Origin of the sequence: Amycolatopsis suaedae (assembly GCF_004214935.1) — a bacterium.
GTDB classification, from domain to species: Bacteria; Actinomycetota; Actinomycetes; order Mycobacteriales; family Pseudonocardiaceae; genus Amycolatopsis; species Amycolatopsis suaedae.
On record NZ_SFCC01000013.1, the window covers coordinates 132,309 to 157,180 of the forward strand.

At 70.5% G+C, this 24,872-nt stretch carries 25 protein-coding genes; 8 read left to right on the plus strand and 17 right to left on the minus strand.

The genetic code is table 11. From position 1 onward, the window contains the following. Positions 1–1,578: a glycosyltransferase family 39 protein gene (locus EWH70_RS25160; protein ID WP_130477986.1), complete on the plus strand. Its 1,578-nt coding sequence runs from the start codon at positions 1–3 to the stop codon at positions 1,576–1,578. Between the two features lie 374 nt (positions 1,579–1,952). Here EWH70_RS25160 and EWH70_RS25165 read toward each other — a convergent pair whose 3' ends face one another. The 6 genes from EWH70_RS25165 to rfbA form a co-directional block, all read right to left on the minus strand. Beyond that, complete coding sequence (locus EWH70_RS25165; protein ID WP_165436410.1) at positions 1,953–2,672, minus strand: class I SAM-dependent methyltransferase; 720 nt, start codon at positions 2,670–2,672, stop codon at positions 1,953–1,955. A gap of 247 nt (positions 2,673–2,919) precedes the next feature. Beyond that, positions 2,920–3,870, minus strand: a complete 951-nt coding sequence (locus EWH70_RS25170) for a glycoside hydrolase family 113 (protein WP_240687216.1) — start codon at positions 3,868–3,870, stop codon at positions 2,920–2,922. A 160-nt stretch (positions 3,871–4,030) separates the two neighbouring features. After that, positions 4,031–4,630, minus strand: coding sequence for an LURP-one-related family protein (locus tag EWH70_RS25175; RefSeq protein ID WP_130477989.1), 600 nt, complete (start codon positions 4,628–4,630; stop codon positions 4,031–4,033). A 122-nt stretch (positions 4,631–4,752) separates the two neighbouring features. Beyond that, positions 4,753–6,276: an aromatic amino acid ammonia-lyase gene (locus EWH70_RS25180; RefSeq protein WP_130477990.1), complete on the minus strand. Its 1,524-nt coding sequence runs from the start codon at positions 6,274–6,276 to the stop codon at positions 4,753–4,755. After that, on the minus strand, positions 6,273–7,385 hold the full coding sequence (locus EWH70_RS25185) for an AMP-binding protein (protein WP_130477991.1): 1,113 nt from the start codon (positions 7,383–7,385) through the stop codon (positions 6,273–6,275). The genes EWH70_RS25180 and EWH70_RS25185 overlap by 4 nt, the downstream gene beginning before the upstream one ends. Continuing rightward, a complete protein-coding gene (gene rfbA / locus EWH70_RS25190) occupies positions 7,382–8,254 on the minus strand; it encodes a glucose-1-phosphate thymidylyltransferase RfbA (protein ID WP_130477992.1) in 873 nt (290 codons plus the stop codon). The genes EWH70_RS25185 and rfbA overlap by 4 nt, the downstream gene beginning before the upstream one ends. A gap of 349 nt (positions 8,255–8,603) precedes the next feature. On the opposite strand from rfbA, the gene EWH70_RS35885 reads away from it, so the two are divergent. Further along, positions 8,604–9,311: an LmbU family transcriptional regulator gene (locus tag EWH70_RS35885; RefSeq protein WP_276320577.1), complete on the plus strand. Its 708-nt coding sequence runs from the start codon at positions 8,604–8,606 to the stop codon at positions 9,309–9,311. A gap of 156 nt (positions 9,312–9,467) precedes the next feature. Here EWH70_RS35885 and EWH70_RS25200 read toward each other — a convergent pair whose 3' ends face one another. Beyond that, the gene (locus EWH70_RS25200; protein ID WP_130477993.1) at positions 9,468–12,401 is read right to left on the minus strand and encodes an endo-alpha-N-acetylgalactosaminidase family protein; all 2,934 of its coding nucleotides are present in this window, start codon (positions 12,399–12,401) and stop codon (positions 9,468–9,470) included. Between the two features lie 98 nt (positions 12,402–12,499). Here EWH70_RS25200 and EWH70_RS25205 point away from each other — a divergent pair, with 98 nt between their 5' ends. Next, the gene (locus tag EWH70_RS25205) at positions 12,500–12,955 is read left to right on the plus strand and encodes a shikimate kinase (RefSeq protein ID WP_240687217.1); all 456 of its coding nucleotides are present in this window, start codon (positions 12,500–12,502) and stop codon (positions 12,953–12,955) included. 15 nt (positions 12,956–12,970) lie between these two features. Then, a complete protein-coding gene (locus EWH70_RS36295) occupies positions 12,971–13,438 on the plus strand; it encodes a MerR family transcriptional regulator (protein WP_130477994.1) in 468 nt (155 codons plus the stop codon). Here EWH70_RS36295 and EWH70_RS25215 read toward each other — a convergent pair. Both EWH70_RS25215 and EWH70_RS25220 read right to left on the minus strand, forming a co-directional pair. Next, entirely contained in the window at positions 13,357–14,721 is a 1,365-nt protein-coding gene (locus tag EWH70_RS25215) for a DHA2 family efflux MFS transporter permease subunit (RefSeq protein ID WP_240687218.1), read from the minus strand. The two genes, EWH70_RS36295 and EWH70_RS25215, sit on opposite strands and share 82 nt — an antisense overlap. Next, on the minus strand, positions 14,712–16,055 hold the full coding sequence (locus EWH70_RS25220; RefSeq protein WP_338078611.1) for an amidase: 1,344 nt from the start codon (positions 16,053–16,055) through the stop codon (positions 14,712–14,714). Before EWH70_RS25220 ends, EWH70_RS25215 begins: the two co-directional genes overlap by 10 nt. A gap of 128 nt (positions 16,056–16,183) precedes the next feature. Here EWH70_RS25220 and EWH70_RS25225 point away from each other — a divergent pair, with 128 nt between their 5' ends. Beyond that, a complete protein-coding gene (locus tag EWH70_RS25225; RefSeq protein WP_130477996.1) occupies positions 16,184–16,627 on the plus strand; it encodes a VOC family protein in 444 nt (147 codons plus the stop codon). A 3-nt stretch (positions 16,628–16,630) separates the two neighbouring features. On the opposite strand, the gene EWH70_RS25230 is transcribed toward EWH70_RS25225, so the two are convergent. The 4 genes from EWH70_RS25230 to EWH70_RS25245 are packed head-to-tail and all read right to left on the minus strand — an operon-like array spanning position 16,631 to position 19,322. After that, positions 16,631–17,020, minus strand: a complete 390-nt coding sequence (locus EWH70_RS25230) for a VOC family protein (RefSeq protein WP_130477997.1) — start codon at positions 17,018–17,020, stop codon at positions 16,631–16,633. Beyond that, positions 17,017–17,313, minus strand: coding sequence for an ArsR/SmtB family transcription factor (locus EWH70_RS25235; protein ID WP_130477998.1), 297 nt, complete (start codon positions 17,311–17,313; stop codon positions 17,017–17,019). Before EWH70_RS25235 ends, EWH70_RS25230 begins: the two co-directional genes overlap by 4 nt. Positions 17,314–17,357: 44 nt before the next feature. Beyond that, on the minus strand, positions 17,358–18,464 hold the full coding sequence (locus EWH70_RS25240; RefSeq protein ID WP_130477999.1) for a family 2 encapsulin nanocompartment cargo protein terpene cyclase: 1,107 nt from the start codon (positions 18,462–18,464) through the stop codon (positions 17,358–17,360). A 3-nt stretch (positions 18,465–18,467) separates the two neighbouring features. Continuing rightward, positions 18,468–19,322, minus strand: a complete 855-nt coding sequence (locus tag EWH70_RS25245) for a geranyl diphosphate 2-C-methyltransferase (protein WP_130478122.1) — start codon at positions 19,320–19,322, stop codon at positions 18,468–18,470. A gap of 411 nt (positions 19,323–19,733) precedes the next feature. Between EWH70_RS25245 and EWH70_RS25250 the strand changes: the two genes are divergently transcribed. Genes EWH70_RS25250 through EWH70_RS25260 form a run of 3 tightly spaced genes read left to right on the plus strand, consistent with a single transcriptional unit; the run spans position 19,734 to position 21,738 of the window. Then, on the plus strand, positions 19,734–20,387 hold the full coding sequence (locus EWH70_RS25250; protein ID WP_130478000.1) for a phosphatase PAP2 family protein: 654 nt from the start codon (positions 19,734–19,736) through the stop codon (positions 20,385–20,387). Further along, positions 20,336–21,142, plus strand: a complete 807-nt coding sequence (locus EWH70_RS25255) for a metalloregulator ArsR/SmtB family transcription factor (RefSeq protein ID WP_130478001.1) — start codon at positions 20,336–20,338, stop codon at positions 21,140–21,142. The genes EWH70_RS25250 and EWH70_RS25255 overlap by 52 nt, the downstream gene beginning before the upstream one ends. After that, complete coding sequence (locus EWH70_RS25260) at positions 21,139–21,738, plus strand: dihydrofolate reductase family protein (RefSeq protein ID WP_130478002.1); 600 nt, start codon at positions 21,139–21,141, stop codon at positions 21,736–21,738. The genes EWH70_RS25255 and EWH70_RS25260 overlap by 4 nt, the downstream gene beginning before the upstream one ends. A gap of 4 nt (positions 21,739–21,742) precedes the next feature. Here the strand turns inward: EWH70_RS25260 and EWH70_RS25265 are convergent, their stop codons facing one another. From EWH70_RS25265 to EWH70_RS25280, 4 genes are read right to left on the minus strand one after another with little or no spacing between them, the layout of a single operon-like run. Beyond that, positions 21,743–22,966, minus strand: coding sequence for an MFS transporter (locus EWH70_RS25265; protein ID WP_130478003.1), 1,224 nt, complete (start codon positions 22,964–22,966; stop codon positions 21,743–21,745). Between the two features lie 32 nt (positions 22,967–22,998). Then, the gene (locus EWH70_RS25270) at positions 22,999–23,631 is read right to left on the minus strand and encodes a dihydrofolate reductase family protein (RefSeq protein WP_130478004.1); all 633 of its coding nucleotides are present in this window, start codon (positions 23,629–23,631) and stop codon (positions 22,999–23,001) included. After that, positions 23,628–24,098 carry an SRPBCC domain-containing protein gene (locus EWH70_RS25275; RefSeq protein ID WP_130478005.1) on the minus strand — a complete coding sequence of 157 codons (471 nt, stop codon included), beginning with the start codon at positions 24,096–24,098 and terminating at the stop codon, positions 23,628–23,630. The genes EWH70_RS25270 and EWH70_RS25275 overlap by 4 nt, the downstream gene beginning before the upstream one ends. Then, positions 24,095–24,430, minus strand: a complete 336-nt coding sequence (locus EWH70_RS25280; RefSeq protein WP_130478006.1) for an ArsR/SmtB family transcription factor — start codon at positions 24,428–24,430, stop codon at positions 24,095–24,097. The genes EWH70_RS25275 and EWH70_RS25280 overlap by 4 nt, the downstream gene beginning before the upstream one ends. Positions 24,431–24,872 lie beyond the last annotated feature (442 nt).

Consider the following 24,872-nt stretch of genomic DNA (forward strand, 5'->3'; position numbering starts at 1 on the left):
ATGAGCATCGTGGAGACAGAACGGCCCGCGGAGCAAGAGAAACCAGCTCTTGCTCCACTCGCCTGGAAGGGCCTGTCGGTGATCACGGCTCTCGTCGCGGTGCCGCTGCTGCTGACCCTGGGCGCCTACGGTTACGACCCGGACGAGCTGTACTTCGTCGCTGCGGGCGGACATCTGGACTGGGGTTACGCCGACCAGCCGCCGTTCGTGCCGTTCGTGGCCTGGCTGATGGACACCCTGTTCCCCGGCTCGGTCTACGCACTGCGGCTGCCGTCGCTGATCGTGGTGCTGATCGGCGTGTTCGTCGCAGGCCAGCTGGCCAGGGAGATGGGCGGCGGCCGCAAGGCGCAGCTCGTCTCGGCCGGTGCCTACTCGATCGCGTTCTTCTCCTTCGCCACCCTGCTGCAGACCGACTCGTTCAACGCCTTCGCCTGGCTGCTGGTCTCCTGGCTGGTGGTCCGGTGGGTGCGACTGCGGCGCGAGGGGCTCACCGGCCGCAGCGCAGACCTGCCGCTGCTGTGGGCAGGTGTGGCCACGGCGGTCGCACTGCAGGTGAAGTTCCTGATCCCGGTGTTCTGGGTGGCGCTGATCGTCAGCGTGCTCATCGTGGGCCCGCGCGCCATGCTGCGGCGGCCGCTGCTGTGGGCGGGCGGCGCGATCGCCGTGCTCACCACCGTACCGGGGCTGATCTGGCAGGCGAGCAACGGCTGGCCGCAGGTGGAGATGGCGCGCGTGCTCACCGCGCAGGACGAGATCCTGTTCGGCGGCAGGCTCATGTTCCTGCCCCGTATGCTGCTGATGACCGGCATCATCGTCGGCCTGGTGTTGTTCTGCTACGGCCTGTGGAAGCTGTTCCGGTCGCCGCTGCTGCGGGACTTCCGCTTCCTCGGGCTCACCGCCGTCGGCGTGATCGCCATCTTCCTGATCTCCGGTGGCCGGTTCACCTACGTGGCCGGGATCTTCCCGGTCGTGTTCGCCGCCGGTGCCGTGCAGCTGGAGCTGGGCAGGCCCGCGGCGTGGTGGCGGTGGCTGACCACCTGGCCGGTGTTCGCGCTCTCGGCCGTTCCGGTGCTGCTGGCCCTGCCGCTGGCGCCGGCGTCGTCGATCGAGCAGCCCACCGCCGAGCAGATGCAGCAGGAGGTCGACCAGAAGGACCTGGTGAGCCAGGTCATCAACTGGAACGACTGGCTCAAGCAGTTCGGCTGGCCGGAGTTCGCCGACTCGGTCGCCAAGGCCTACGCCGAACTGCCCCCGGAGGTCCGCGAGAGCACGATCGTCATCACCATCGACTCGCCGCTGGCCGCCGCGCTGGAAGTCCTGGGCCCCGAGCGGGGACTGCCGGCGCAGGCGTACAGCTTCTCCGGTGGTTTCGGCTACATCTCGACGCCGCCCGCCGAGGCGCAGCACGTGTTGTTCGTCGGCTGGGACGAGCAGGGCCTCAAGGACCTGTTCGGTGAGGTGCACCCGATGGGTGCCGTGGAGGGCGAACGCGGCACGCTGGTCGGCACGCCGATCTTCTTCTGCACGGCGCCGCACTGGCCGCTGTCCGAGCTCTGGCCGGAGATCCGCACCCTGTAAACCTTCGTGGCTGCGGCACCGACGTCCGGTGCCGTGAAGGGGGCCCTCACGGCATCTGATGCCGTGAGGGCCCCCTTCACGGCACAGTCACGTGGTGAGTGTCGTGTTCGGGAACGCGAAACTCGCGGGTCCGGAACGGACGACTCGCGCGAACGGGCCGTTCACCCGGACGACCGGCACCACGTGAGAACCCCGATCCACATCGTGAGTTCTGCGCTCACGCACGCGAGTTCTGCGCTCCGGACCACCCACCTCGCCCTGCCCGGCCACCCGACTTCGCCGGGAGCCTAGCGTCGGGAACGCGAGTCCCACGATCCCGCACGAAAACGGCCCGCGAGTCGCCGGACTCGCGGGCCGCCTTGCCGCGGAGGGGTTCAGGCCCGCTGGGCCACCCAGAGGCCGCGCTCGAACGGCTGCAGCTGTACGTGCTCGGCGACACAGCCCACCTTGGCGAAGGTGGCCTCGTAGTGCTCCCGGGTGAACAGCGTCATGTCGCAGGTCTCGGTGAGGTACTGCATGCCGGACTCGGGATCGGTGTCCACGTAGTGCACGACCATGTGCACCCGGTCCTTACCGTCGGGGTGGTGCATGGAGTGCGACACCCGGTAGACCTTGCGCGGCCCGTCGGTGATCAGGTCGGAGGAAATGTAGCCGGGAATGAACTGCTCCGGATTGTGCCACGGTTCGATGACCAGAACACCATTCGGATTCAGGTGGCGCAGGAAACACGAGATCATCGACTCGAGTTCCGCCACGGACTGCAGCAGCGGGACCGCGAACATGCAGGTGATGACGTCGAACGTCTCTCCCAGGTCGAAATGCCGCATATCGCCCGAACGTGTTTCCAGTCCCGCGATGTGGCCCTGCGCGACGCTGAGCATGTCCTTGGACTGGTCGAACCCGACGGCCCGGTCGAAACGTTCCGCGAAGGAGCGCAGGTGCAGACCGGTCCCGCAGGCGACGTCCAGCAGTGACGAGGCGTTGGGATTCCGCGCACGGACAACCCGTTCCACTTGAGCAGACTCGGTGTCGTAGTCCTTGGCCCGGCTGCGCATGAGAAGGTCGTAGATCTCGGCGAAGCGACTCTGGAACATCTGATACATTTGTCCACTCAAGTTTGTCGAGCCGTCAAAGGCATGGCGGGCAGTTATCTTTCTTTCATGACGCCAATAGAGAGCACTCAGTCGGTTATGGTCACATGAGGCGACGCCCGGCGGGTAGCTATTATCTTACTGGGATTCCACAGAGACCGAGCTCACTCGTGGACGACGATTTGGCCGGCCGGAAATCGATTGATTCTCACCGTGTCCCGCCGGCGGGAGGACACGCCTGGCGGGTTCGCTACGACCGGCCGGCCAGCTCCGAGTACTGCCGGGCCAGCTCGTGGAACGCCTCTTTCCGTTCCCACCGGGTAGGGTCCTCCGCCGATACCTTGACCACACCGAAGGCCGCCATGTCCAGGTCGAACCGCGGATCCTGGTGGTGCGGATAGTCCTTCAGCGAGAACGTGAACACGAAGCAGCCGTGCACCCCCTGGGAGTCGTAGACGTCGATGAGATGCGCGATGTAGGCGGCCTGAATCCGCTCGCTGCGGATGTGCCCCTTGCGGATACGCGGTGGCAGGCTGAACCAGTTGACGATCTTGAACGACCCCGGGCCCTTCTTCGGGGCACCCACGAACGACCCGCAGCCGAACTCGGTGATGACCAGCGGCTTGCCGGACGTCTCCTGCAGCTCACGCAGGTGGTCGGTGAACCGGTGCGCGTTGGACGCCGTCCGGTAGAGGTTGACGCCGACATAGTCGAACCCGGACCAGTCGACCTCCTCCCACGCTGCGGACGCGTAGGTCACCGGTCCGTTGAAGACGCTGCGGACGGTGGCCAGCGCGTCGGAGAGCAGGTCGTTGACCTTGCGGTTGATCCGCCTGCGGAACCGGTGCCGCCACTTCATCGTGAACAGGATCCGGACGGTCTCCGGGCGCCCCGGGATCATCCCGTGCAGGTGCAGCGAGAACTCGCAGCCCAGAATGAAGAACACGCGACCGGGATAGCGGGCACGTAGCCGCTCCGCCGCGGCGGCCGTGACCGCCAGGTTGCTCACGACCTTCACGTAGGGGATGTCGCTGGGGTGAGGCTCGATCCAGACGTCGAGCCCCACCTCGAGCGCGTACTCCGCGGACTCCATCAGCCGCTGGATGTCCATCCCGATCAGGATGACCGCGTTGCAGTGCAGTTCCTCGCGGATCACCCGTAGGTCACGCCGCACCGCGTCGAGGGGGACCTCCTCGACCATGTACGAGATCCCTCTGACGGCCAGGCTCATAGCTTCCCCGTTCCACACTGTCGACCGCGGGAGTCCGCGGAGTCGGTTGCACTCGGACCGCACGGCGCGGTGTCCGAAGGGCTACGCGGACGGCGGCGGAGCCCGGGGAGCGGGCCTCGGTGCTCCCGGATCAGCGGGCCTGCAGCGCGTCCAGCGCGATGGCCTGCGCCAGCACCAGGCGGCGGTCCAGCGACGGGTCGTCGATCCGCAGCAGGTAGTGGTCGCGCAGTCGCGTCTTCTTCTCGAAGAAGCCGACCTTCTGCTCGCCGCGCAGGAAGTCGAAGTGGTACTTGAAGATGAACGGGAAGTCGCCGACGACGGGGATGCTGTCCCAGATCCGCCGGAACAGGGCCAGCGCCATGCTCCGCTCCTGGATCGTGACCGGCTCCTGCCCCGGGTTGTCGAGCTGCCAGGTGGACCGCAGCAGGGACTTGCCGAACTTCTTGCCGAACACACCGACCGCCTGGCCGTCCGGCGTGGTCACGTCGTAGGCGCTGGCGAGGTCGATCGCCTTGCGTGCCTTGAACGAGAACAGCACGTCGCGCTTGTCCTCGTCGGTGTAGACGGTGACCTGTTCCTTGAAGGTCATCCGCTTCTGCTCGGCGAATCCGACCAGCTCGCCCGGACCACCATTGCCGTCGTCGGCGAACAGCTGGTACCGGTTGACCATCATGGTCACCTTCTGGTGCATGTGGAACTGTTGCTGCCGCTGCAGCAGGTTGATGTCCATCGAACCCCCGTCGAACGCACTGTGGTTGCGGCCGGAGACCGGCCGTCTTTCGCGGGGCGAGTGTAGCGTCGCGGTTACCCCGCGCACAGTCGTGGGCGCTGTTGTTCACACTCGATCCCCGCTCACCGATCGGCGTCCGCCAGCGCGCCGGCGGCGTGCTCGCACAGCAGGTCGCGGGCGGCTCGGACCTCCGCCGCCATCGGCCGGTCCGCGTCCAGCGGCGGGCAGATCTCGGCCAGCCGCGCCCAGACGCCCTCGCCGGTGGTGTCGTGTCCGGTCATCACGGCGAGCTGCGCGACACCCAGCGCCAGCGACCCCATCACCAGCCAGCCCAGTTCGAGTGCCTCCGACACCGAATTGGCCCCGTTGAGCGCCATCGGCACGTGATCCTGGTTCCAGCCGTTGGTGGGCAGCGTGGTCAGCGACGACGGCTGCGCCAGCATGCGGATCCGCGACACGAACGACGTCGCGCTGATGTGGACACCCGCCAGGCCGCAGCCGCGGCCTGCCCGCGGGGTGAGCATCGGCGGCAGGTCGCCGTTGGTGGCCGGGCTGAGCAGCAGTCCCAGCTGACGCTCGGCCAGATAGGCCGCCATGTGCAGGGCCAGCCCGATCTGGTCGGACGCCAGCCCCACCGGCATGGCGTGGAAGTTGCCGCCGTGCAGCAACTCCCCCTCGAACGTGATCGGGTTGTCCTGGCAGCCGTCGACCTCGCGGCGCAGCACGTCGCCCGCGGCGTCGAGCTGGTCGAGCACCGCGCCGAGCACCTGGGGCGCGCAGCGCAGGCTGTAGGGCTCCTGCAGCGGCCGCCGTGCGTCGCGCTCCAGCCCGGCCGGGATCTCCTGGCGCATCCATTCCGCGGCGGTCAGCTGGCCGAGCTGGCCACGGGCGATGCCGTGCCCGGCGTCGTAGTGCTCGGCGTTGGCCCGCAACAAGGTCGCCAGTCTGCCGGTGAGGGCGGCTCCGGCCCGCACCAGGCGGACCGCCGACTGGTGGTTGAGCACCGACACGGCGAGGCTGGCGCCGGTGCCGTTGACGAACGCCAGCGCCTCGCGCACCGGCCATTCGAACGGCCGCGCGCCCAGCGCCGCCAGCGCGTCGGCCGCCGGGACGGTCGTCCACCGTCCGCCGGAGTCGCGCTGCCACGCCTCCCCCAGGCCGGTGAACGCCAGCGCGGCGTGGGCCAGTGGCTGGAGGTCACCGCTGGCGCTGACCGTGCCGTGCCGCGGGATGACCGGCGTGAAGCCCTTGTTCCACAGGTCGGCCACGACCTGCCAGAACTCCGGCGAGACGGCCGAGTAGCCCTTGCGCATGTTCTGGATACGCAGCCACAGGATCAGCCGCGACACCTCCGGGCTCAGCGGTTCGCCCTGGCCGGTGCCGAGGTGGGAGATCAGCGAGCTGCCCTGCTCCAGTTCGGACTCGGCGGTGTAGGTCACCAGCGGGCCGAACCCCTGGGTGAGCCCGTAGATCGGCTTGCCGTCGGCGAGCTGCGCCTCGATGGTGCGGGCGCTGGCCGCCATCCTGGCGAGGTCGTCGGCGTCGCAGGGCGCGAGCCGGGCGTCCCAGCCGGCGCTGGCCACGATCCGCCGGAGATACCCGGTGCTGGCCAGTTCCGCCGCCTGGCCTTCGACCACCTGCGTCACGTTGTCACTACCTCCACCTGGTCGTGCCGCAGCTTTCCGAGCGCGGAACGTTCGATCCGGGACACCACATGCAGTTTCTTCGGGCGGACCCCGAGCCGCGCGAAGGCGGCGGCGAGGTCCAGGTCGGCCACGCCGGTACCGGCCGCGGGCACCAGCAGAAGCTCGACGTGCTCGCCGATCCGCTCGTCGTGGACCGGGACCAGGGCGAGGTCCTCGCAGTCCAGCACCGACCGCAGCGTGTACTCGGCCTCGTCGAGGTTGATGCGGCGGCCGTTCACCTTGACCAGCCGGCCACCGCGGCCGACCAGCAGGAACCGGCCGTCGGGCAGGTGGGTGACCCGGTCGTCGGCCTCCCACACCGGCGGCGGCGCCTCACCGGGCCGGAACGCCAGCCTCGGGCTGCGCACCACCAGCGGCACCACTTCGTCCACAGTGGACTTCTCGGCGAACTCGACGTCGGGGAACAGGTTCCACGGCGGCGGCTCGCCCTCCCGCCAGGTCCGCACGCCGACCCCGCCCGCCTCGGTGGAGCCGAGCACCTCGACGATGCGGGCCCGCCGCGGGCCTGCCTCGCGCAGGAACCGGCCGGCGGTCGCGGGCAGCATGGCGCCGCCGTAGAGCACGGTGATCCGCTCGAAGCCGCGGACCCAGTCCAGGTGCTGCAGGAGCAGCTGGAAGATCCACGGCGTCGCCATCACCACCACCCGGGACCGGCCGACCCGCGGCATCGCCCCGACGAACGCCGGGCGGTACCACACCGGGACCCCGAGGTGGGCGGGAACGAGCACGCTGGTGAGCGCGCCGAACAGGTGCGCGGGCGGGACGAACGACACCACCGCGCCGGGCACGTCGTCGGCGACGAACCCGGCGAGCATGCCCGCCTCGTCCCAGACCCGGTGTGCCAGCCTGCGCCAGGTCCGGCTCGGCCCGGTCGTGCCCGAGGTGGAGAAGTCGATCTGCTCGGGCAGCAGGTCCCGGCACAGCCGTTCGCCCTCCGAAGGGCCGAGCCGGTCCCACCGCACGTGCCAGGACGCGTCGACGGTCTCCGGCGCGGACAACCCGCCCTCCAGCAGCCGTCGCGGCTCGCGCTCGGCGTATGCCTCGGTCATTCGAGCGACTGGGCGATCTGCATCAGGTACTGGCCGTACTCGGAGTTCTTCATCTGCGCGCCGATCTTGTGGCAGGCGTCGGCGGTGATGTAGCCCATCCGCAGCGCGATCTCCTCGAGACAGGCGACCCGGATGCCCTGCCGCTTCTCGATGACCTGCACGTACTGGCTGGCCGACAACAGCGAGTCGTGGGTGCCGGCGTCCAGCCAGGTGAACCCGCGGCCCAGGCGGAACAGCCGGGCGCGGCCGTTCTTGAGGTAGTGCTTGTTGACGTCGGTGATCTCCAGCTCGCCACGGGCCGAGGGCTCCAGGCCGCGGGCGATCTCGACGGCGTCGGAGTCGTAGAAGTACAGCCCGGTGATCGCGTTGTCCGAACGCGGGCGCAGCGGCTTCTCCTCGATCGACACCAGCGCGCCATCGCCGTCGGTCTCACCGATGCCGTACCGCTCGGGGTCGGAGACCGGGTAGCCGAACAGGGTGCAGCCGGTCAGCTGCTCACGGGCGTCACGCAGCAGTTTCGGGAATCCGGCGCCGTGGAAGATGTTGTCACCGAGGATCAGCGCCGTCGGACCGCCGTCGATGTGGTCGGCGCCGATGATCAGTGCCTCGGCGATGCCGCGCGGCTGGTCCTGCTCCGCGTAGCTGAAGTTCAGGCCGAGCTGGGAGCCGTCGCCGAGCAGGTTTCGCAGCGAGGGCAGGCTGTCCGGGGTCGAGATGACCAGGATGTCCCGGACGCCGGCGAGCATCAGCACCGAGATCGGGTAATAGACCATCGGCTTGTCGTAGACCGACAGCAGTTGCTTGGAGGTCACCTTGGTGAGTGGATACAGCCGCGTGCCGCTACCACCGGCGAGAACGATGCCCTTCATGAGCTAATCCATTCTGTGAATTTCCTGGGAACGTGATGACCCGTTCAGTTCGAGGAAATCAGCTGATTAGGGGGCTCAATTCCTATTCTCCCCAGAACCCCCGGAACGCAACATCGAGACTAGGCAGCGGCGCGCCGGGCAGTCAATGCGGCGGGGAGGCTGTCTCGCCGGCGGGACGGCCGCGGGACAGGATCTTTACCAGGTCGCGGGCGGGACCGCCAGGCCGTCCCGCGGTGGACCCCGCCCGCCGGGCGAAGTCACACCATATCGGGCACGCTTTTGTATTGGATTTGTACGCGAAGCTGGCACACTCGTTCGTTGCCAGAGGGGACCAATCGAGGAGCGATTCTTGGACGGCACGAACAATGGGGGCGAGGAGTTCGGACCCCCCGAGACGACGCACCGCCCGGCCCCGCCGCCGGGCAAGCAGCTGGAGAGCCGCGCCCAGTCCGGCGCGCTGACCAAGCGCACGAGCCTCAGCCTGCCGCCGCAGATCCCGCTCGACGAGTGGAGCCGGATCGGCCACAAGATCTTCGTCATCTCCGAGTCGTCCACCTGGTGGCTGGGCGACTGGCTGATCTACGGGCAGTCGCACTACCCGGACCGCTACCTGCACGCGGTCGCGGAGACCTCGCTGGACTACCAGACACTGCGCAACTACGCCTGGGTCGCGCGGCGCTATCCGGCGTCGCGGCGGCGTGCCGGGCTGAGCTTCCAGCACCACGCCGAGCTGGCCAGCCTGCCCGAGGACCAGCAGGACAAGTGGCTCGACCGGGCCGAGAAGTTCGGCTGGTCGCGCAACGAGCTGCGCAACCGGCTCAAGGCCAGCCGCAACGCGAGCCCGATCGAGGGTGCCGAGGGCGAGGCCGTGCAGAGCCTGGAGGTCAACGTCCCGGCCGACCAGAAACGGCTGTGGGCCGAGGCGGCGTCGACGACGAAGCAGGATCTGGTCAGCTGGATCATGGACATCCTCGACGACGCCGCGGCGTCCACCCCGCGGCTGACGCAGGGCGAGCACCGCGACCCCACCGCCGAGGACCGCGCCCGCCGCAACTGACCGGCACTGTCCGCCGCCCGCCGCCCGCCGCCCCCAATGTGGCATTGGGGTACTTCAACTCCCCCAATGTGGCATTGGGGAACCTCAGCTCCCCCAATGTGGCATTGGGGGAGCTGAACGCACCGAACTCCACATTGGTGCGCGACAACGGCGCACCTACGCCGGGCCGAGGTCGGTGACGCGGAAGTCGTCCAGCACGAAGTCGGCCTCGGCCGGCGTGTCCACCCGGTGCTTGCGCAGCCCGACCCAGGCGTCCGGCCCCGCGGTGAACTCCTCGGCGAAGGGCGTCGTGGTCAGGGCTCGCGGCATCGGCGTGGCCCGTTCGGCCGCGCCGGTGCCGGTGATCCACGAGTACTGGCCCGCGTGACCGTTCTGGTAGGCGAACTCCACGCGGTACCGCCTGCCCGGCTGCAGCCGGACGGTCTGCGGCACGGTGCGGTAGACCAGCCCGGCGTTCTCCTCGTGGGCCTTCAGCGACCAGCTGCCGGTCAGCACGTCGTCGACCAGCTTGCCGTTCCAGCCGCGCTGGGTGTACGGCGCGTGCCGCTGCGCCAGATGCGTGCGCGGGTCGGTGCTGCCGCCCGCGTCGCCCTTCACGAACGGTCCCCAGCCCTGGTCGACGTGCTCGAAGTCCTCGGCGGCCATCCCCGGCCCGGCCACCCGCTCGGTCCGCACCACGCGCACGTCGTCGACCCGGACCCCGGCCCCGCCGGTGATCCGCAGCACCGGCCGCTGCCCGGACGGCACGTCGAACAGCACCCGCAGCCGCTGGAAGTACGTGCCGTGCTTCTCGTCGGCCGCGACGTAGTTGCGTGCGGTGGACGAGTCGACGTGGTTGCTCGCACCGCCGACGGACAGGGTGGCCCGGCGCGTGGCCCCCGGTTCGACCTCGACCCAGACCGACGCGCTGTAGGTGCCCGGCCGCAGCGGGGCCAGCCGCTGCTCCAGCGTTCCGGGGCCGGTGAACCGGGCGACGGTGTGTCCCTGCGCGGTCCGCTCGGCACGCACGTCGCCGCGCGGGTGCCAGGCCGCCAGGCCGGCGGCGTTGAAGCCGGGATCGTTCAGCCCGCTGCCCTGCCCCCACCCCGGGTCCGGGCTCGGCCGGCCGGCGTCGTCGAGCACGTAGGGCACGCCCGGTTCGGCGTCCAGGGTGATCCGGCCGCCCGCCGGGCGCACCTCGCCGACGGCCCTGCGGCCGGTGTCGGTGAGCCGGTACACGGTCAGCGGCCGGTCCCCCTCGACCGTCCACTCGGTACGGCCGCCCGCGGGGTTGTAGTGGTAGTACTTTCCGTTCCACGGCAACAGGTACCTGTCACCGTCGAGCACCTTGGCCCCGCCGGCGAAGATCTCCCTGCGGCCGGACGCGTCGGTGCCGCGCACGCCGCCGGTGAACGTGATCTCGTGGTCGTCCCAGCGCAGGATCCGCTGCCGCTGCAGGAACTTCGCCGGCAGGTTGTGCGTCCAGATATTGCGGTAGAAGGCGTTCCAGTCGGTTTCCCCGGTCCAGCCCTCGAACTCCTCGATGCGGCTGTTGCCCAGCACCGGATGCGGGTTCCACACGTCACGCTCGTGGTTGCGGACGAACCGGATGATCCGCGAGTTCAGCCCCTTGTTGGTCTGCCCGCCGTAGTCGAGGTCGTTGGCCCAGTGCGACCACACCGACGACCGCTCCAGCTTGTCCGACCACTCGGTGCCGACCGTCCAGCCCTGGCGGCGCAGTTCGGTGAGCATGTGGTCGGCGACGTAGCCGTGGTTGCGGTAGACGTCGACGTAGAGGAAGTCGAGGTTCGGGTGGGCCTGCTCGCGCAGGCGGCGGAACCGTTCGGCCAGCGCGCCGGAGGCGTTGTCGCGCCGCTGGTCGATCTCCCAGGACTGGTCCAGCCAGTTCCAGCCCTTCCGGTTCAGGTCGACCAGCCGCTCGCTGAACGCCTTCGCCTCCGGATAGGACTCGGTGGCGTTGACGTGGACGCCGATGTCGGCGTTCCACCGCTGTCCCTCGGCGGCCAGGGTGTTGATGTCACGCAGTCCGCCCGCGCGCTCGTTGTAGTTGTCCGCGTAGTCGGGATGGGCCGAGTCGTGGCCCTCGCTGCCGTAGCCCTTGAGCACGGCGAGCTGTCCCAGCCCGTCGGTGGCCAGCGAGATGCGCTTGACGTCGTCGAGGGTGCGCAGGAACGGGTGGGTCGCCTGGCTGGCGAAGTTGAACGGGATGTGCGTGATCACCCGCTCGGCCGTGCGGCCGGCACCGGGGGCGGTGACCGCGATGTCGCGGAAGGCGACCGCGCCGTCCTGCCAGTCGACCCGGCCGTCGCCGTTGACCTCCGGGGTCACCACGACCGTGGCCCACGGCGCCTCCTCGGTGGCGTCCGATCCCGCGGCGCGGTGGGTCCACTGCCCGCTCCACAGGCCGACCCGCATACCGTCGCCGTCGGACCGGGCCTGGTGCCACAGCCGCGCGTCGTCGCCGTTGGCCGGGCCGGACGGCTTGTCGTAGGACGAGTTCGTCTCGACGGCCGCCGCCAGCTGTCCGGTGTGGACGATGCCGTAGGACGCGCCGACGGGCGCCGGGTCGGCCGGGGTCGCGCGGGTGAGCGGGCCGATGACGTCGGCCGTGCGGGTGGCGTTGGGGTCGAGCGTGGTGAACGCGGTGCCCGCTCCGGCCTGCTCGCTGGACACCGACACCAGGTCGTGGCCGGGGATGTCGAGCGTGCCCACCCGTGCCCGCGGGGTGTCGGTGACGCGGTCGACGCGGAACGTGGTGGCCCGCCCGGTCACCCGCAGCGAGGCCTCGACCACCACCCCGGGCAGCCCGTCGACGGTGAGCCGGTAACGCGCTACGCCGTCCGCGCCCACCTCGCCCCGGCCGGAGACCCGGCGGGCGACACCGTCGACGGTGATCTCGTCGAGTGCGGTCGTGCGGCCGTCGAGCACCGCGCCGCTGGCCCGGTCGGTGTAGCGGCGCACCAGCGGGAAGTCGGCGCCGACCTCGACCACCAGCTCGGGCGAGCTGATCGTCAGGTGCGCGGGAGCGGCCGCGGCCGGTGGTGTGAAGCCGGCCAGCAGAGCGGCGGCGAGCAGCGAACGGGCGATCATGGCAGACCCTCCATGCGTTCTTTTGTGCAATCTTTAGGTCTACTTCGCACATAAGTCAACAGTTCTGCGCAGATTCGCGCAGTCCGTAGGCTGGCCAGGTGAAGCGAGTCCTGATCACCGGAATGTCCGGAACCGGCAAGTCGACGATCGTGCGGCAGCTGGTCGCCAGGGGCTACAAGGCGGTGGACACCGACGACGGCTGGTGCGAACCCGCACCCGGCGGCCTGCAGCGGTGGCGGGAGGACGCGATCACGACCCTGCTGGACACCGAGGACGCCGAGGTCCTGTTCGTCGCCGGCTGCGAGGAGAACCAGGCGGGCTTCCTTCCCCGGTTCGACCACGTCGTCCTGCTCAGCGCCCCGGCACCGGTCCTGGTCCGCCGGCTGGCCACCCGCACCGGCAACCCGTTCGGCAAGCGGCCGGACGAGCTGCGCCGCGTCCTCGGTGACCTCGCCGAGATCGAGCCGCTGCTGCGCGAGTCGGCGACCCACGAGGTCGACACCACGGCGCCGGTGGACGAGGTGGTGAGCACCCTTCTCCGGCTCGTTAATTAGGGTAGCCTTACCTGCATGGACACCCTGGTCCCCGTCCGCGAGGTCGCCGATCACTTCGGGCTTGCCATCTCGACGCTGCACTACTGGGAGCGCCGCGGGCTGGTCACGCCGTACCGGCGCTCGGGGCAGCGGTTCTACGACACAGAGCAGCTGTACCGCGTCGCGGTGATCAAGCTGTGGCGGCAGACCGGCATGCTCAGCCTCGACCGGATCGCGCGGCTGCTCACCAGCGGCGACGGCTGGCGCGCCACCGTCGCCGCGCAACTGGCCGAGATCGAGGCCGAGCGAGCCAGGCTGGACGCGGCGCACGGCTACCTGAGCAGGCTGGCCACCTGCCGCTACGCCGAGAACGTCGAGCACTGCCCCGAGTTCCGCGCCGGGGTCGAGCTGCCCGGCCGGGCTCAGCGGCGGGGCATGGCCACCGCGGCGACCACCGCGGCCGCGGCGAGGCAGCAGGCCGAGGCGGCGAACGCCGCCGTGTAGCCGTCCGACAACGCGTCCACCGCGCCGGTCCGGCCTGCCACCGCCGCGGCGAGCGTGCCCAGTGCCGCCAGGCCGACCGCACCGCTGGTCTGCCGCACGGTGTTGAGCACGCCGGCCGCCAGCCCGTTGCGCCGAGGCGGAACACCGCTGGTGGCGGACACGGTGATCGGCGTGAACGCCGCGGCCGACCCGAACCCGAACACGATCCCGGGCACCAGCACCGACGCCGGGTAGGACGCGTGCGGCCCGGCCAGTGCGGCCACCCCGCCGAGGCCGGCCGCGGCGAGCACGCAGAACAGCACCGTCGCGCGCCGTGGCCCCATCCGCACCGACAGCCGGCCCGCGCTCTGCGCACCGGCGAACATCGCCACCCCGATCGGCAGATACGCCAGGCCCGCGGCCAGCGGCGGGTAACCGTGCACGTCCTGCAGATACAGCGACAGCAACACCGGGCTGGCGAGAAAACCCAGTCCCAGCAACAGGATCACGACGTTGCCGCTGCTGACCGACCGCAGCCGGAAGATGTCCAGCGCCAGCAGCGGGTCGGCCGCCCACCGGCCCTGGTGGACCACGAAGACCACCAGCAGCGCCAGCCCGGCCAGCAGCGGCAGCACCACCTCGCCGCTGCCCCAGCCCGCCGCCGACGACCGCATCACGGCGTACACCACGCCGACCAGACCCGCCGTCGAGAGCACCGCGCCGAGAACGTCGAGCCTGCCGCGCGGACCGTCGTGGTCCGGTGGCGGCAGTGCCCGCGCCGCCACGGCGACGGCCACGGCACCGATCGGGACGGTGACGAAGAAAACCCACCGCCAGCCCGCCCACTCGGTCAGCAGGCCGCCGACGACCGGGCCGGCCGCGGCACCGATGGCGCCGACCGCGCTCCACGTGCCCAGCACCCGTGCCCGCCGCGCGGGTTCGGTGTAGGTCGAGGTCAGCAGTGCCAGCGTCACCGGCATCAGCAGTGCCGCGCCGAAGCCCTGCACCGCCCGCGCGGCGAGCAGCACCCCTGCCGAACCGGCGAGGCCGGCGACCAGCCTGGCCACGGTGAACAGGCTCAGGCCCAGCACGAACATCCGGCGCCTGCCGAACTCGTCGCAGAGCCTGCCGCCCAGCAGCAGGAATCCGGCGAACGCCAGCGTGTAGGCGTTGACCACCCAGGTCAGCGTCTCGGGGTCCAGCCCCAGCGCGGCGCGGATCGGGGGCAGTGCCACCGACACGATCGTGGCGTCGAGGATGACCACGAAGGACCCGGCGCAGGCCAGCAGGAGGATCACCGGCACACCCGCTCCTCGTGCCAGGCGGTGTGGCGCTGGAAAACCTCGCCCATCCGCAGCAGGGTGGCCTCGCCGTGCGGTTCCGCGGCCAGTTGCAGGGACAGCGGCAGCCCGCCGGCGGTCCGTCCCATCGGGAGAGCGAGCACCGGGTTGCCGACCCCGTTCCAGTACGGCGTGCAGAGCCTGGCGACCAGGCCGCTGTCCAGGTGACCGGCCGCGTCGGCGACCTCGTCCAGCCGCGGCGCGCCGATGACGGCGACCGGGCTCGCCACCACGTCGACGGTCCGGAACAACGCCGCCAGTGCCTGCCGGGCGCGCTGCCGCAGCCGTTGCGCCTCGACGTAGTCGGCGCCGGAGACGACCGCTCCCGGCTCCAGGATCCCGCGGGTGGAGACGAAGAAGTCATCCGGGCGTGCGGTCAGTTCGGCCCGGTACTGGGCCAGTCCCTCGGCGGCGACGGTGAGCAGTACCGCGTCGGTCAGCTCCGCTCGGTAGGGCAGCGTGACGTCGACCAGCCGCGCACCCAGCTCCTCCACAGTGGACAGAGCGGCGCCGAACACCGCGGGCAGCGCCGGATCGGCGCCACCCGGCCAGTCCCGCACCACCCCCACCCGCAGCCCGCGCAGGTGCCCGGCCGGGGCACAGCTCCGGGTGCCGTCGAGGACCGCCAGCAGCTCGGCGCAGTCGCGGGCGGTGCGGGCCAGCGGCCCGATCCGGTCGAGGCTGCGGGCCAGCGGGAGGACGCCGTCGTCCGGGATCAGGCCGTAGGTGGGCATCAGGCCGGTCACGCCGCAGAACGCGGCAGGCATGCGGATGCTGCCCGCGGTGTCGGTGCCCAGCCCGGCCAGGAACATTCCGCTGGCGATGCCGCTCGCGGTGCCGGAACTCGACCCGCCAGCCCAGCGGCCGGTGTCCCAGGGATTGCGCGGGACCGGGAACGGTTTGCCCGGGTCGGGTACGCCGCAGCCGAACTCCATCGTCGTCGTCTTGCCGACGATCACCCCGCCCGCCTCCCGCAGCCGGGTGGTGACGGCGGCGTCGACACCCAGGCCCCAGCCGTCGCCGAGCACCAGGCTCTGCGCGGTGGTCGGGCCCTCCGCGACCGTGATGAGATCCTTGACGCCGAGCGGGATTCCGTGCAGCGGACCACGGTCCACTCCGGACGCCAGCTCCAGGTCGGCGCGCCGCGCCGCCGCCAGCGCCCGCTCGGGAAACCGGGTCAGGAACACGCCGAGTCCGGCGTCGGCGGCGTCGGCGGCCGCCAGCGCGGCCGACACCAGCTCCGTACTGCTCACCTCTCCGCGGCGCAACGCCTTCCCGGCCTCGACCACCGAATCCACCCGGACCACCACAACCTCCACCGGCTCGTCCGGCGGCGTGTCTCGCCGCCGGGGCCAGCGTGCAAACTGAACCCGGGTTGAGTGCAAGACTTGCTCTTGACACCAGTGTCAGGTTCTAGCATCCGGGCATGACGGTGTTGCAGCTGCGCCTCGTGGTCGAGGCCGAGGATTACGAGGAAGCGGTGGCGTTCTACCGCGATGTGCTCGGGTTGCCCGAGCAGGCGGCCTTCCAGGGGGAGGGCGACGCGCGGGTGGCGATCCTGGAGGCCGGCCGGGCCACCCTGGAGATCGCCAACCCCGCACAGAAGGCGCTCATCGACGAGGTCGAGGTGGGCAGGCAGGTCTCGCCGCGCCTGCGGGTGGCCTTCGAGGTGACCGACGCCGAGACGACGACGGCCGCCCTCACCGGCGCGGGTGCGCGGCTGGTGGCTCCGCCCACGGTGACCCCGTGGCGTTCGCGCAACGCGCGGCTCGACGCCCCGGCGGGCTTGCAGATCACCCTGTTCGAGGAGCTGGAGTCGCTGGCCGAGCGCAGCGCCCGGCCCGGCTTCGGCACCGGCGAGCGGGCGTAACGGCTACTTCATGGCGGCGAGCTGGATCAGGTTGCCGCAGGTGTCGTCGAAGACGGCGGTGACGACCGGCCCCAGGTCGGTCGCCTCCTGGGTGAACTCGACCCCCAGCGCCTTGAGCCGCTCGACCTCGGCGTGGACGTCGTCGACGGCGAACTGGGTGAACGGGATGCCGTCGTCGACCAGCGCCTTCTTGAACGGCCCCGCCGCCGGGTGCCCGTCCGGCTCCAGCAGCAGCTCGACGCCGTCCGGGTCGGCCGGGGACACGACGGTCAGCCAGCGGGCACTGCCGGCGGGCTCGTCGGTCTTCTTGATGAAGCCCAGCTTCTCGGTGTAGAACGCCAGCGCCTTGGCCTGGTCGTCGACGAACACGCTGGTGATGTTGACGCGGATCACGGTTCGGGGTCCTCTCGGTTGACGGGCCAGCGCTCGACGATCGAACGCAACGGGCCGGTGTCGATGTGATGGAACTTGTACCGGCCCTGTCGCCGGGTGTGCACCAGACCGGCCTGCTCGAGCACCGCGAGGTGCTGCGAGATGGCCTGGCGTGAGGAAGCCAGGCCGTGCTTCATGGTGAGCCGGCCGCAGATCTCGAACAACGTCTGACCGTCCTTTTCGGTCAGTTCGTCGAGGATGGTTCGGCGGGTCGGATCACCGATGGCCTTGAACAGGTCCGGTTCGGCGTTCACCACCCCACCATAGGCAAGTCATCACTTGCATGTCAAACGGAGCCTCACCGGTAACGCGGGTTGGTGGCGTGCCATTCGAAGCCGCCACCCATCCACGCCCGCAGGCCACGCAGGAACCGGTGCAGCTCGGGGGCCGGCACTGCCTGCAGTTCCCGGTGTGCCGCCTGGAAGTCGCGGACCAGGTCGTTGTGCAGGCCGACGGTGATCTCGGTGGCCTCCCGCACCGAACAGCCCCGGTCGGCCGCGATCTGCAGGACCATGTTGCACGGCGGTGACTCGTCGGCGAGGTCCTTGGTCACCGAGTGCAGGTCGTTCACCAGCACCGACGCGGTTCCCGCCTGGATGGCCGCGCTGCGCACCGGCGGCCCGTAGAACACGTTGGCCGTCAGCTCGTAACCGCCGAGGACGTCGATCAGCGTCATCGAGGTGTAGAAGCTGTCGTGCTGGCGGGCGGCGAGGTACTCCCACGCGGGCGGGCGGCGGTCGGTGTGCCGCCAGGCGGCGTAGGCCGTCCAGGACACGAACATCGCGAACGTCGAGTAGCAGACCCGCTGGACCTGCGCCGGGCTGGCGTACCCGGTCAGGTATTCGACGGCGGACCGCAACGCGACCAGCACCCGGTCGTTCCCCAGCGCCTCGTCCAGTCCGGGGGTGAACTCGCCCGCCGGCGGCACCGGGTCCATCGCCGCCATGGCCAGCGTCAGCTTCGCGGGCAGTTCCTCGGAGACCGCGCCCAGTGCGGTGTCGTCGGCCCAGAGGTCGTCCGCGGCCCACCAGGCCGCGTTGAGTTTCGCCGACACCAGCAGCCGGTCCACGTCGTCGCAGTCGGGGTGGGCCAGCGTCACCAGCCGCCCGAACCGGGTCTTGCGGACCTGGCCGGTCTCCTCCTCGGAGAACCCGCACTCGCCCATCCAGGCGGCCAGCCGGTCGTCGACCTCGGCGGCGAGGACGTCGTCGACGCGTTCGGTGACCGGGCAGTACAGCGGCGGTGCGGATCCGTCGCCCCACGGCCGGTGCGCGTAGGCCGGATCCGCCTCGGCGACGGGGTCCTCCGGTTCCGGGTCCGCCGTCGCCAGCCGGCTCGCCAGGCGGGCGGCCGAGGTCCCGATGCCGGTCGGCCCCGGCAGGAAGGGCGGCAGTACGTCGGTCATCGGTCAGACCCTGTCGGCGGCGATGAGCAGGTAGTGGAAGCTGCCTTCCCGGTACGCGGTGAGGAACGGCTCCTCGATCCCGGTCGCCACCGGCGATTTCGCCCGCAGCTCCCAGTACGGGATGGTCTGCGCGGTCAGGTCGACGACGCTGATCGGGACGAGGCTGTTGGCCGTCATGGCCCGGAAGTACTCGCTGCGCGGATGGATGTTGCAGGTGTAGTGCTGGTCGATCTGGCTGACCGCCTTGGACCGGCCACCGGTCACGTCGTTGTAGCACCCGGTGATGCAGACGTAGCGTCCACCGAACGCCAGCTGCCGCGCGTGCTCGGCGAACAGTTCGGACAGGTCGACGTACATCGTGCTCTCGTTGTTCCAGATCCCGCGCATGCTGCCGGTCTCGAAGCCGGTGTCGAGCATGTTGCGGAAGTGGTAACGCACCTTGCCGGCGACCCCGCGCGCGGCCGCCTGCCCGTTGGCGAACTCGACCTGCTGTTCGGAGATCGACACCCCGTCGACCCGGCACCCGAACCGCAGATGGGCCATGATGCTGCTGCCGCCCCGACCGCATCCGGCGTCCAGCAGGCGGTCGCCGGGCCGGACGTCGCCGAGGTGGTCGAGCAGGACCTCGGCCTGGACCGTCTCCAGGCGGTGCATCTCGGCGATGATCCGTTCGTCCCGGGTGGCCTCGTCACCGTCCAGTACGGACCAGTCGACCTCACCGATGCCGTAGTGATGGTGGTAGAGACCGTCCACATCGCCCAGACGCAGGTTGACCGGATCCTTCTCCTTGTTCCAGTAGGCCGCCACCGCTCGCTGGTAGTCGCTGCGCAACACATTGCCGGGATTGGAACGGGTCATGGTCACGTGGATTAGTCCTTCCCTGCTGTCCGCTGTCGTTCCCCGGGCCACTATGCGCGACACCAACCGCCGGACAACACCCGTCGTTCCGAGGACAACTCGAAAGGCGACAACGGTGCCGGAAATGCACTACCTGCAAGGCATTCCGTTGGGCCAACACGGTGAAAGCCACGTCCGGCAGGCTGACCACACCGCCGCCGGAAATGGAAAGAAAATGACCATGGAATTCGCCAGGCACAATTTCCGGAACAACAGAAGGGCTCACATCATAACGGCACCGAAGGTGTGAGGATTAGTCCATTCCCGACTCCCCCGTTCGGCCGTGCGGCATCACGGCGGGTCGCCCGCGTCCACCCTGTCGGGGAAATCCCGGATCCGCCGGATGGCGATCGCGGCTACCGTCCGGACCCCATGAGACGCTCCTTGATCCTGGCCGCCGCAAGCGCCTGCGCCCTGTCCTTCGTCGCGCTCGGTGTCGTCGTGCCCCACCGGCTGCCCCTGGTCGACCGGTGGGCTCTGGACAACGCGGTCGCCGAGGCGGGCAGCGCACTGGAGGGCACCGCCACCGTCGTGAGCACGGTGGCGGTGCTGTGCGGCTTCGCCGTACTGGTGGCGACGGCGGCGCGGGCAGCGTGGCGCAGGCCGCTGCGCCTGCTGTGGTGCGGCGCACTGCTGGTGGCCTGCGCGGTGCCACTGACGTTGCAGAACGTGTTCGGCCGGCCGGGGCCGCCGGGTCAGCCGGACTCGTTCAGCTACCCGAGCGGGCACGCCACCGTCGCCGGCGCCGTCGCGGCCACCGCCGTGGTCGTCGCGACCGCCTGGCTGCCGACGTGGTTCCGGCCGGTACTGGCCACGCAGACGCTGGCGGTCCTGCTGACGATGGCCAGCCGGGTCCTGCTGACCGAGCACTACGTCACCGACGTGATCGGCGCGGTCCTGGGCGTCGCCGCCGTCGCACTGTTCACCAAGATATTCCTTGACACGAATATTCTGAGTAGTGAATACTTCGGGTCATGGACCAGATCGCAGCGGCGCTCGGCGACGGAGCCCGGTGGCACCTCGTAGAGCTGCTCGCCGAGCGGCCCCGGTCCGTCGGTGAGCTGGCGGAACTGACGGGGTTGCGTCAGCCGCAGACCACCAAGCACCTGCAGACGCTGGCCCGCGCGGGCCTGGTCACGGTCACCCCGCTCGGGCAGCGTCGCGTCTACGCCGTCGAGGCCGGGCCGCTGACGGCGCTGGCGCGGCGGCTGCGGACGCTGGCCGAGACCGCCGAGGCGCACGCCGGCGAGCGGGACGTCATCGCGCGTTACCAGGCGGCCATCGAGGCGGAGTCCGCGATCGCCGACCGGGATCGCTGGGCCGACGGCCGGGCCTTCTCGTTCGAGCGCCTGCTGCCCGCGTCCCGGGATGTCGTCTGGCGGCACTGGACGGAACCGGACCTGCTGGCTTCCTGGTGGGCGCCGCCGTCGCTGACGGTCACCGAGTGCGTCATCGAGCCGAAGCCGGGCGGGCGCGCGGTTCTCGACTACCGCGACGCGGAGGGCCGCTACCGGTCGGCCGGCCGGGTCCACGCCGCGAAGCGGCCGGGGCATCTCGCGTTCGACCTCTCGGTCGACGACGCCGCGGGCGGGATCTCGTTCACCGGTCACTACGACCTCAGCCTCGACGTGGTCCCGGAGGGGACCCGGCTGCGGCTGGGGTTACGCATCACCGGCACCACCGTCGAGGCCGTCCCCTACATCGCCGGGATCGAGACCGGCTGGGGGCAGGTACTCGACAACCTCACCGCTGTCCTCACCACGGAAAGGAAACGATCATGACGAACACGGGTGGCCGCCGGGTGCGCGCCAACATGAGCCTCACTCTGGACGGGCGCTACAGCGGCCCCGGCGGGCCCGGCGACCTCGGCGCGATCGTCGCGTACGCGGCCACCGACGTCGCCCGCGACCACATGGCCCGCATGTGGGAGGGGGCGACGACGGCCCTGCTCGGCCGCCTCAACGCCGAGGGATTCCTGGGCTTCTGGCCGTCGGTCGCGGCCGACGAGAACGCTGATCCCCGTGACCGCGGCTACGCCAAGTGGCTGACCGACGTGGAGAAGGTGGTCCTGTCGAGGACGCTGACCGAGGCGCCGTGGGAGCGCACCCGCGTCGTCGACGCCCCGGCCGCGGACGTCGTCGCCGAGCTGAAGGCGTCCGGCGAGGGCGACATCCTGGTCAACAACAGCGCCAGCGTCATCCGGGCACTGCTGGAGGCCGACCTGCTCGACCGGCTGTACCTGATGATCTGCCCGGAGATCGCGGGCGGCGGCAAGCGTTTGCTGGACGACGGCCTGCCTGCGTCGAAGTGGGAACTCAGCCGCCTCGACACCGGTGACCTCGGCGAGATCGCCATGATCTACGACCGCAAGCGCTGACCTGTCACCTCTCCCGCGTGACCGCCAGCGCGGTGACGGCGGTGGCCAGCAGGCCGCCGGCGCCCGCGATGATCAGGGTGGTCCCCGGGGAGGTGAGGTCGAGCAGCAGCCCACCGGCCAGATAGGACAGTGCCGCGGCGGCACCGAGCGCGCCGTAGAGGTTTCCGAACACCCGGCCGAGCATCGTGGGCGGCACCAGGCGTTGCAGCAGTGTGTTGGCGCCGACGTCGAGTGCGGCGATCCCGATGCCACGGATGGTCTGCAGGACGAACGCGGCCAGCACTGCCCAGGCCAGTCCGCTGAGCAGGTTGCCCGCGCTGCTCACGGCGAGCCCGGCCAGGAACAGCACCGTCATCGACAGCCGGGACGCCCGCCCGGCCAGGACCAGATAGCCGGCCAGCAGCCCGACGCCCACCCCGGCCAGCAGCAGGCTCACCGCCGAGTCGTCCCCGCCGAGGGTGTCCTTGGCGAGGAAGACCAGCGCGACGTCGTCGACGCCGTTGAAGGCGACGACGGCACAGAAGCCGACGGCGATGGCACGCACGGCCGGAACCGAGAGGATGTAGCCGATGCCGGCCCTGGCGTCGCCGAGGAACGACCCGCGCGCCTCCTCGTCCGGCGCGGCCGGCGGCAGCTTCGGCAGCCTGGCCAGCAGCAGCGCGGACAGCACGAAGGTCGCCGCGTCGATCAGCAGCACGCCCCGCACGCCCAGCAATGGGAACAGCGCGGCGGCCACCAGCGGACCGAGTGCCTCGCCGCCGTTGGTGCCGAAGCCGAGCGAGGAGTTCGCGGTCTCCAGGTCGCGGTCGCGCACGAGTGCGGGCACGGCCGCCCGGGAGGCGGGCTGGAACACCTGACCGGCCAGTGCCCGGAACGCGACCAGGACCAGCAGCAGGGGCAGCGGCGGCATGGTCAGCGCGATCACCGCGACCAGTGCGGCCTGCACGAGTTCGCAGGCGACCATGACCCGTTTGAGGTCGAAGCGGTCGCTGATCGTGCCGGTCAGCGGGCTCAGCAGGGACGGCGCGAAGTCGCCCACCAGCAACAGCACGGCGACGGCGACCGCCTGGCCGGTGTTGTCTGCGACGTGGAGCATGAGCGCCACCAGGCTCATCGAGTCGCCGAGGAAGGAGATGGCGCGCGCGGACCACAGGGCGGCGAACGGGCGGTTGCGGCGCAGCAGCCGGACCGCGCCGGAGCGCTCCCCCTCCGGCTGACCGTCCGGCATCCCCGGCTCCCCCCTGTGCGACCGGGGTCAGCCTAGCCTCCGACCAGCCCGGTGACGCCGTCGTAGTCGGCGGTCGGCGCGGCACCGGCGGTCTCGTACTCCAGCAACAGCAGGCCGCTGCCGGTCGCCTCGTGCCGGACCAGCCGCAGGCCGGCCGCCTCGGCGGGCTGGGTGAGCAGGCGCCGTCCGGACCCGAGCACGACCGGCGCCACGACCAGCCGCAGCGCGTCGACGACGCCCGCCGACAGCAGCGCGCCCGCGAGCCGGGCGCTGCCGTGGACCTGCAGCTCCCGGCCCGGCTTGGCCTTCAGGTCGCGCACCGCCCCGGCGGCGTCGCCGCGGAGCACGGTCGCCGGCTGCCACTGGCCGGTTTCCAGGGTGTTCGACACGACGTACTTCGGCAGCGAGTTCATCCGCCCGGTGTACGGGTCGTCCGGGTCGGTGATCGCCGGCCAGTCGCGGGCGAACGCCGTGTATGTGCGCCGGCCGAGCAGCAGGCCGTCGGCGAGGCCGAGCCACTGCGACGTCCGCCGCACGAACAGCTCGTCCATGTGCGGCACCAGCCAGCCGCCCCGGTCGAAGCCGTCACTGGTGTCCTCTGTGGACGAACCCGGCCCCTGGCTCACGCCGTCGAGGGTGACGAACTGCATGACGACGAGCCTCATCGGCGGCTCTCCACCAGGGCGGCGAGCTGGCCGGTGACGGTGCCCCAGCCGTCGGCGAAGCCGAGTTCGGCATGGCGGTCGCGAGCGGCGGGGTCGCCGTGGCGGACGGTGACCCGGTAGTCGGTGCCGTCGGCGTGATCGAGCATGACGATCTCGGCGGTGAGCGGGACCGGCGCGGGATTCGCCGGGCGCCAGCCGCTGTCGACGGCGTTGGTGAACACGATCCGTTCGTACTCGTCCACCACCAGGAAGCAGGCGTCCATGTGCGGGACGAACGCCTCGCCGTCGTCGCTCATCGTCGTGACGAGCCCGCCGCCTGGCCGGACCTCCAGCCGCTCGACGCGGCACCGGGACGGTTCGGGCAGCCACCACCGCGCGAGGTTGGCCGGGTCGGTCCAGGCTTCCCAGACGAGTTTGCGGGGTGCCCGGATGATCCGGTCGATGCCGAGGTCGAGGTCGGGGTTCACGGGTTCTCCTCCGTTGTGGTGACGAACCGCTCCAGGCGGTCGGTGCGGTCGGTCCAGATGCGCCGTTGCTCCGCGAGCCAGTCCTCGACGAGCGCGAACCGCTCGCGGTTGAGCTCGCAGGTGCGGACCCGTCCGGACTTGGCCGTGCGGATCAGGCCGTTCGACTCGAGCATCCGCACGTGCTTCATGAACGACGGCAACGTCATGGGCGCCTCACTGGCGAGGTCGCCGACGCTGGCAGGCCCGCGACCCAGCCTGCGGACCACCGCGCGCCTCGTCGGGTCGGCGAGCGCGATGAACACGCCGTCGAGAACAGCCGAATACTGAGCCATGTGGCTAAGTATTACCCTGGCCCAACACTTAGCGCAAGGGCTAAGTGTCGAGTGCCGTGAAGGTGGCAAGGTCCCGGTGCTGTGCGCCCCCAATGTGGCATTGGGGGAGTTCAAGTTCCCCAATGCCACATTGGGGGAGTTTGCTGGGTCTCTTTCGTGGTGACGGCTGGGTCTGTTGGGCCGGGTGTGACCGGTGAGGCCGCGACGCCGGGGCGTGGAGTTCGTGAAGGCCACCTTCATCACATGAGACGACAGAAACTCGGCCTCCACCCGGAGACCGGGCGATCCGCCCACGTGTCCGCGGCAAGCATGCCGTGAAGGGGCTCCGGAGCACGTCATTCGCGTTCCGGAAGGCGGCACTCGCGTTCCGGCCCGGCAGGCAGCGCGAGCGGCTCGTTCGGCCACGCGAAGACGGATTCGTCCCTGGACCGGCGCGCCAGGC

Excerpts from the sequence above, each read along its gene's own strand:
- EWH70_RS25160 (WP_130477986.1), top strand. The coding sequence starts at position 1 with ATGAGCATCGTGGAGACAGAACGGCCCGCGGAGCAAGAGAAACCAGCT.
- EWH70_RS25165 (WP_165436410.1), bottom strand. The coding sequence starts at position 2,672 with ATGTTCCAGAGTCGCTTCGCCGAGATCTACGACCTTCTCATGCGCAGC.
- EWH70_RS25170 (WP_240687216.1), bottom strand. The coding sequence starts at position 3,870 with ATGGTCGAGGAGGTCCCCCTCGACGCGGTGCGGCGTGACCTACGGGTG.
- EWH70_RS25175 (WP_130477989.1), bottom strand. The coding sequence starts at position 4,630 with ATGGACATCAACCTGCTGCAGCGGCAGCAACAGTTCCACATGCACCAG.
- EWH70_RS25185 (WP_130477991.1), bottom strand. The coding sequence starts at position 7,385 with ATGACCGAGGCATACGCCGAGCGCGAGCCGCGACGGCTGCTGGAGGGC.
- rfbA (WP_130477992.1), bottom strand. The coding sequence starts at position 8,254 with ATGAAGGGCATCGTTCTCGCCGGTGGTAGCGGCACGCGGCTGTATCCA.
- EWH70_RS25200 (WP_130477993.1), bottom strand. The coding sequence starts at position 12,401 with ATGATCGCCCGTTCGCTGCTCGCCGCCGCTCTGCTGGCCGGCTTCACA.
- EWH70_RS36295 (WP_130477994.1), top strand. The coding sequence starts at position 12,971 with ATGGACACCCTGGTCCCCGTCCGCGAGGTCGCCGATCACTTCGGGCTT.
- EWH70_RS25225 (WP_130477996.1), top strand. The coding sequence starts at position 16,184 with ATGACGGTGTTGCAGCTGCGCCTCGTGGTCGAGGCCGAGGATTACGAG.
- EWH70_RS25240 (WP_130477999.1), bottom strand. The coding sequence starts at position 18,464 with ATGACCGACGTACTGCCGCCCTTCCTGCCGGGGCCGACCGGCATCGGG.
- EWH70_RS25245 (WP_130478122.1), bottom strand. The coding sequence starts at position 19,322 with ATGACCCGTTCCAATCCCGGCAATGTGTTGCGCAGCGACTACCAGCGA.
- EWH70_RS25250 (WP_130478000.1), top strand. The coding sequence starts at position 19,734 with ATGAGACGCTCCTTGATCCTGGCCGCCGCAAGCGCCTGCGCCCTGTCC.
- EWH70_RS25255 (WP_130478001.1), top strand. The coding sequence starts at position 20,336 with ATGGACCAGATCGCAGCGGCGCTCGGCGACGGAGCCCGGTGGCACCTC.
- EWH70_RS25260 (WP_130478002.1), top strand. The coding sequence starts at position 21,139 with ATGACGAACACGGGTGGCCGCCGGGTGCGCGCCAACATGAGCCTCACT.
- EWH70_RS25265 (WP_130478003.1), bottom strand. The coding sequence starts at position 22,966 with ATGCCGGACGGTCAGCCGGAGGGGGAGCGCTCCGGCGCGGTCCGGCTG.
- EWH70_RS25270 (WP_130478004.1), bottom strand. The coding sequence starts at position 23,631 with ATGAGGCTCGTCGTCATGCAGTTCGTCACCCTCGACGGCGTGAGCCAG.
- EWH70_RS25280 (WP_130478006.1), bottom strand. The coding sequence starts at position 24,430 with ATGGCTCAGTATTCGGCTGTTCTCGACGGCGTGTTCATCGCGCTCGCC.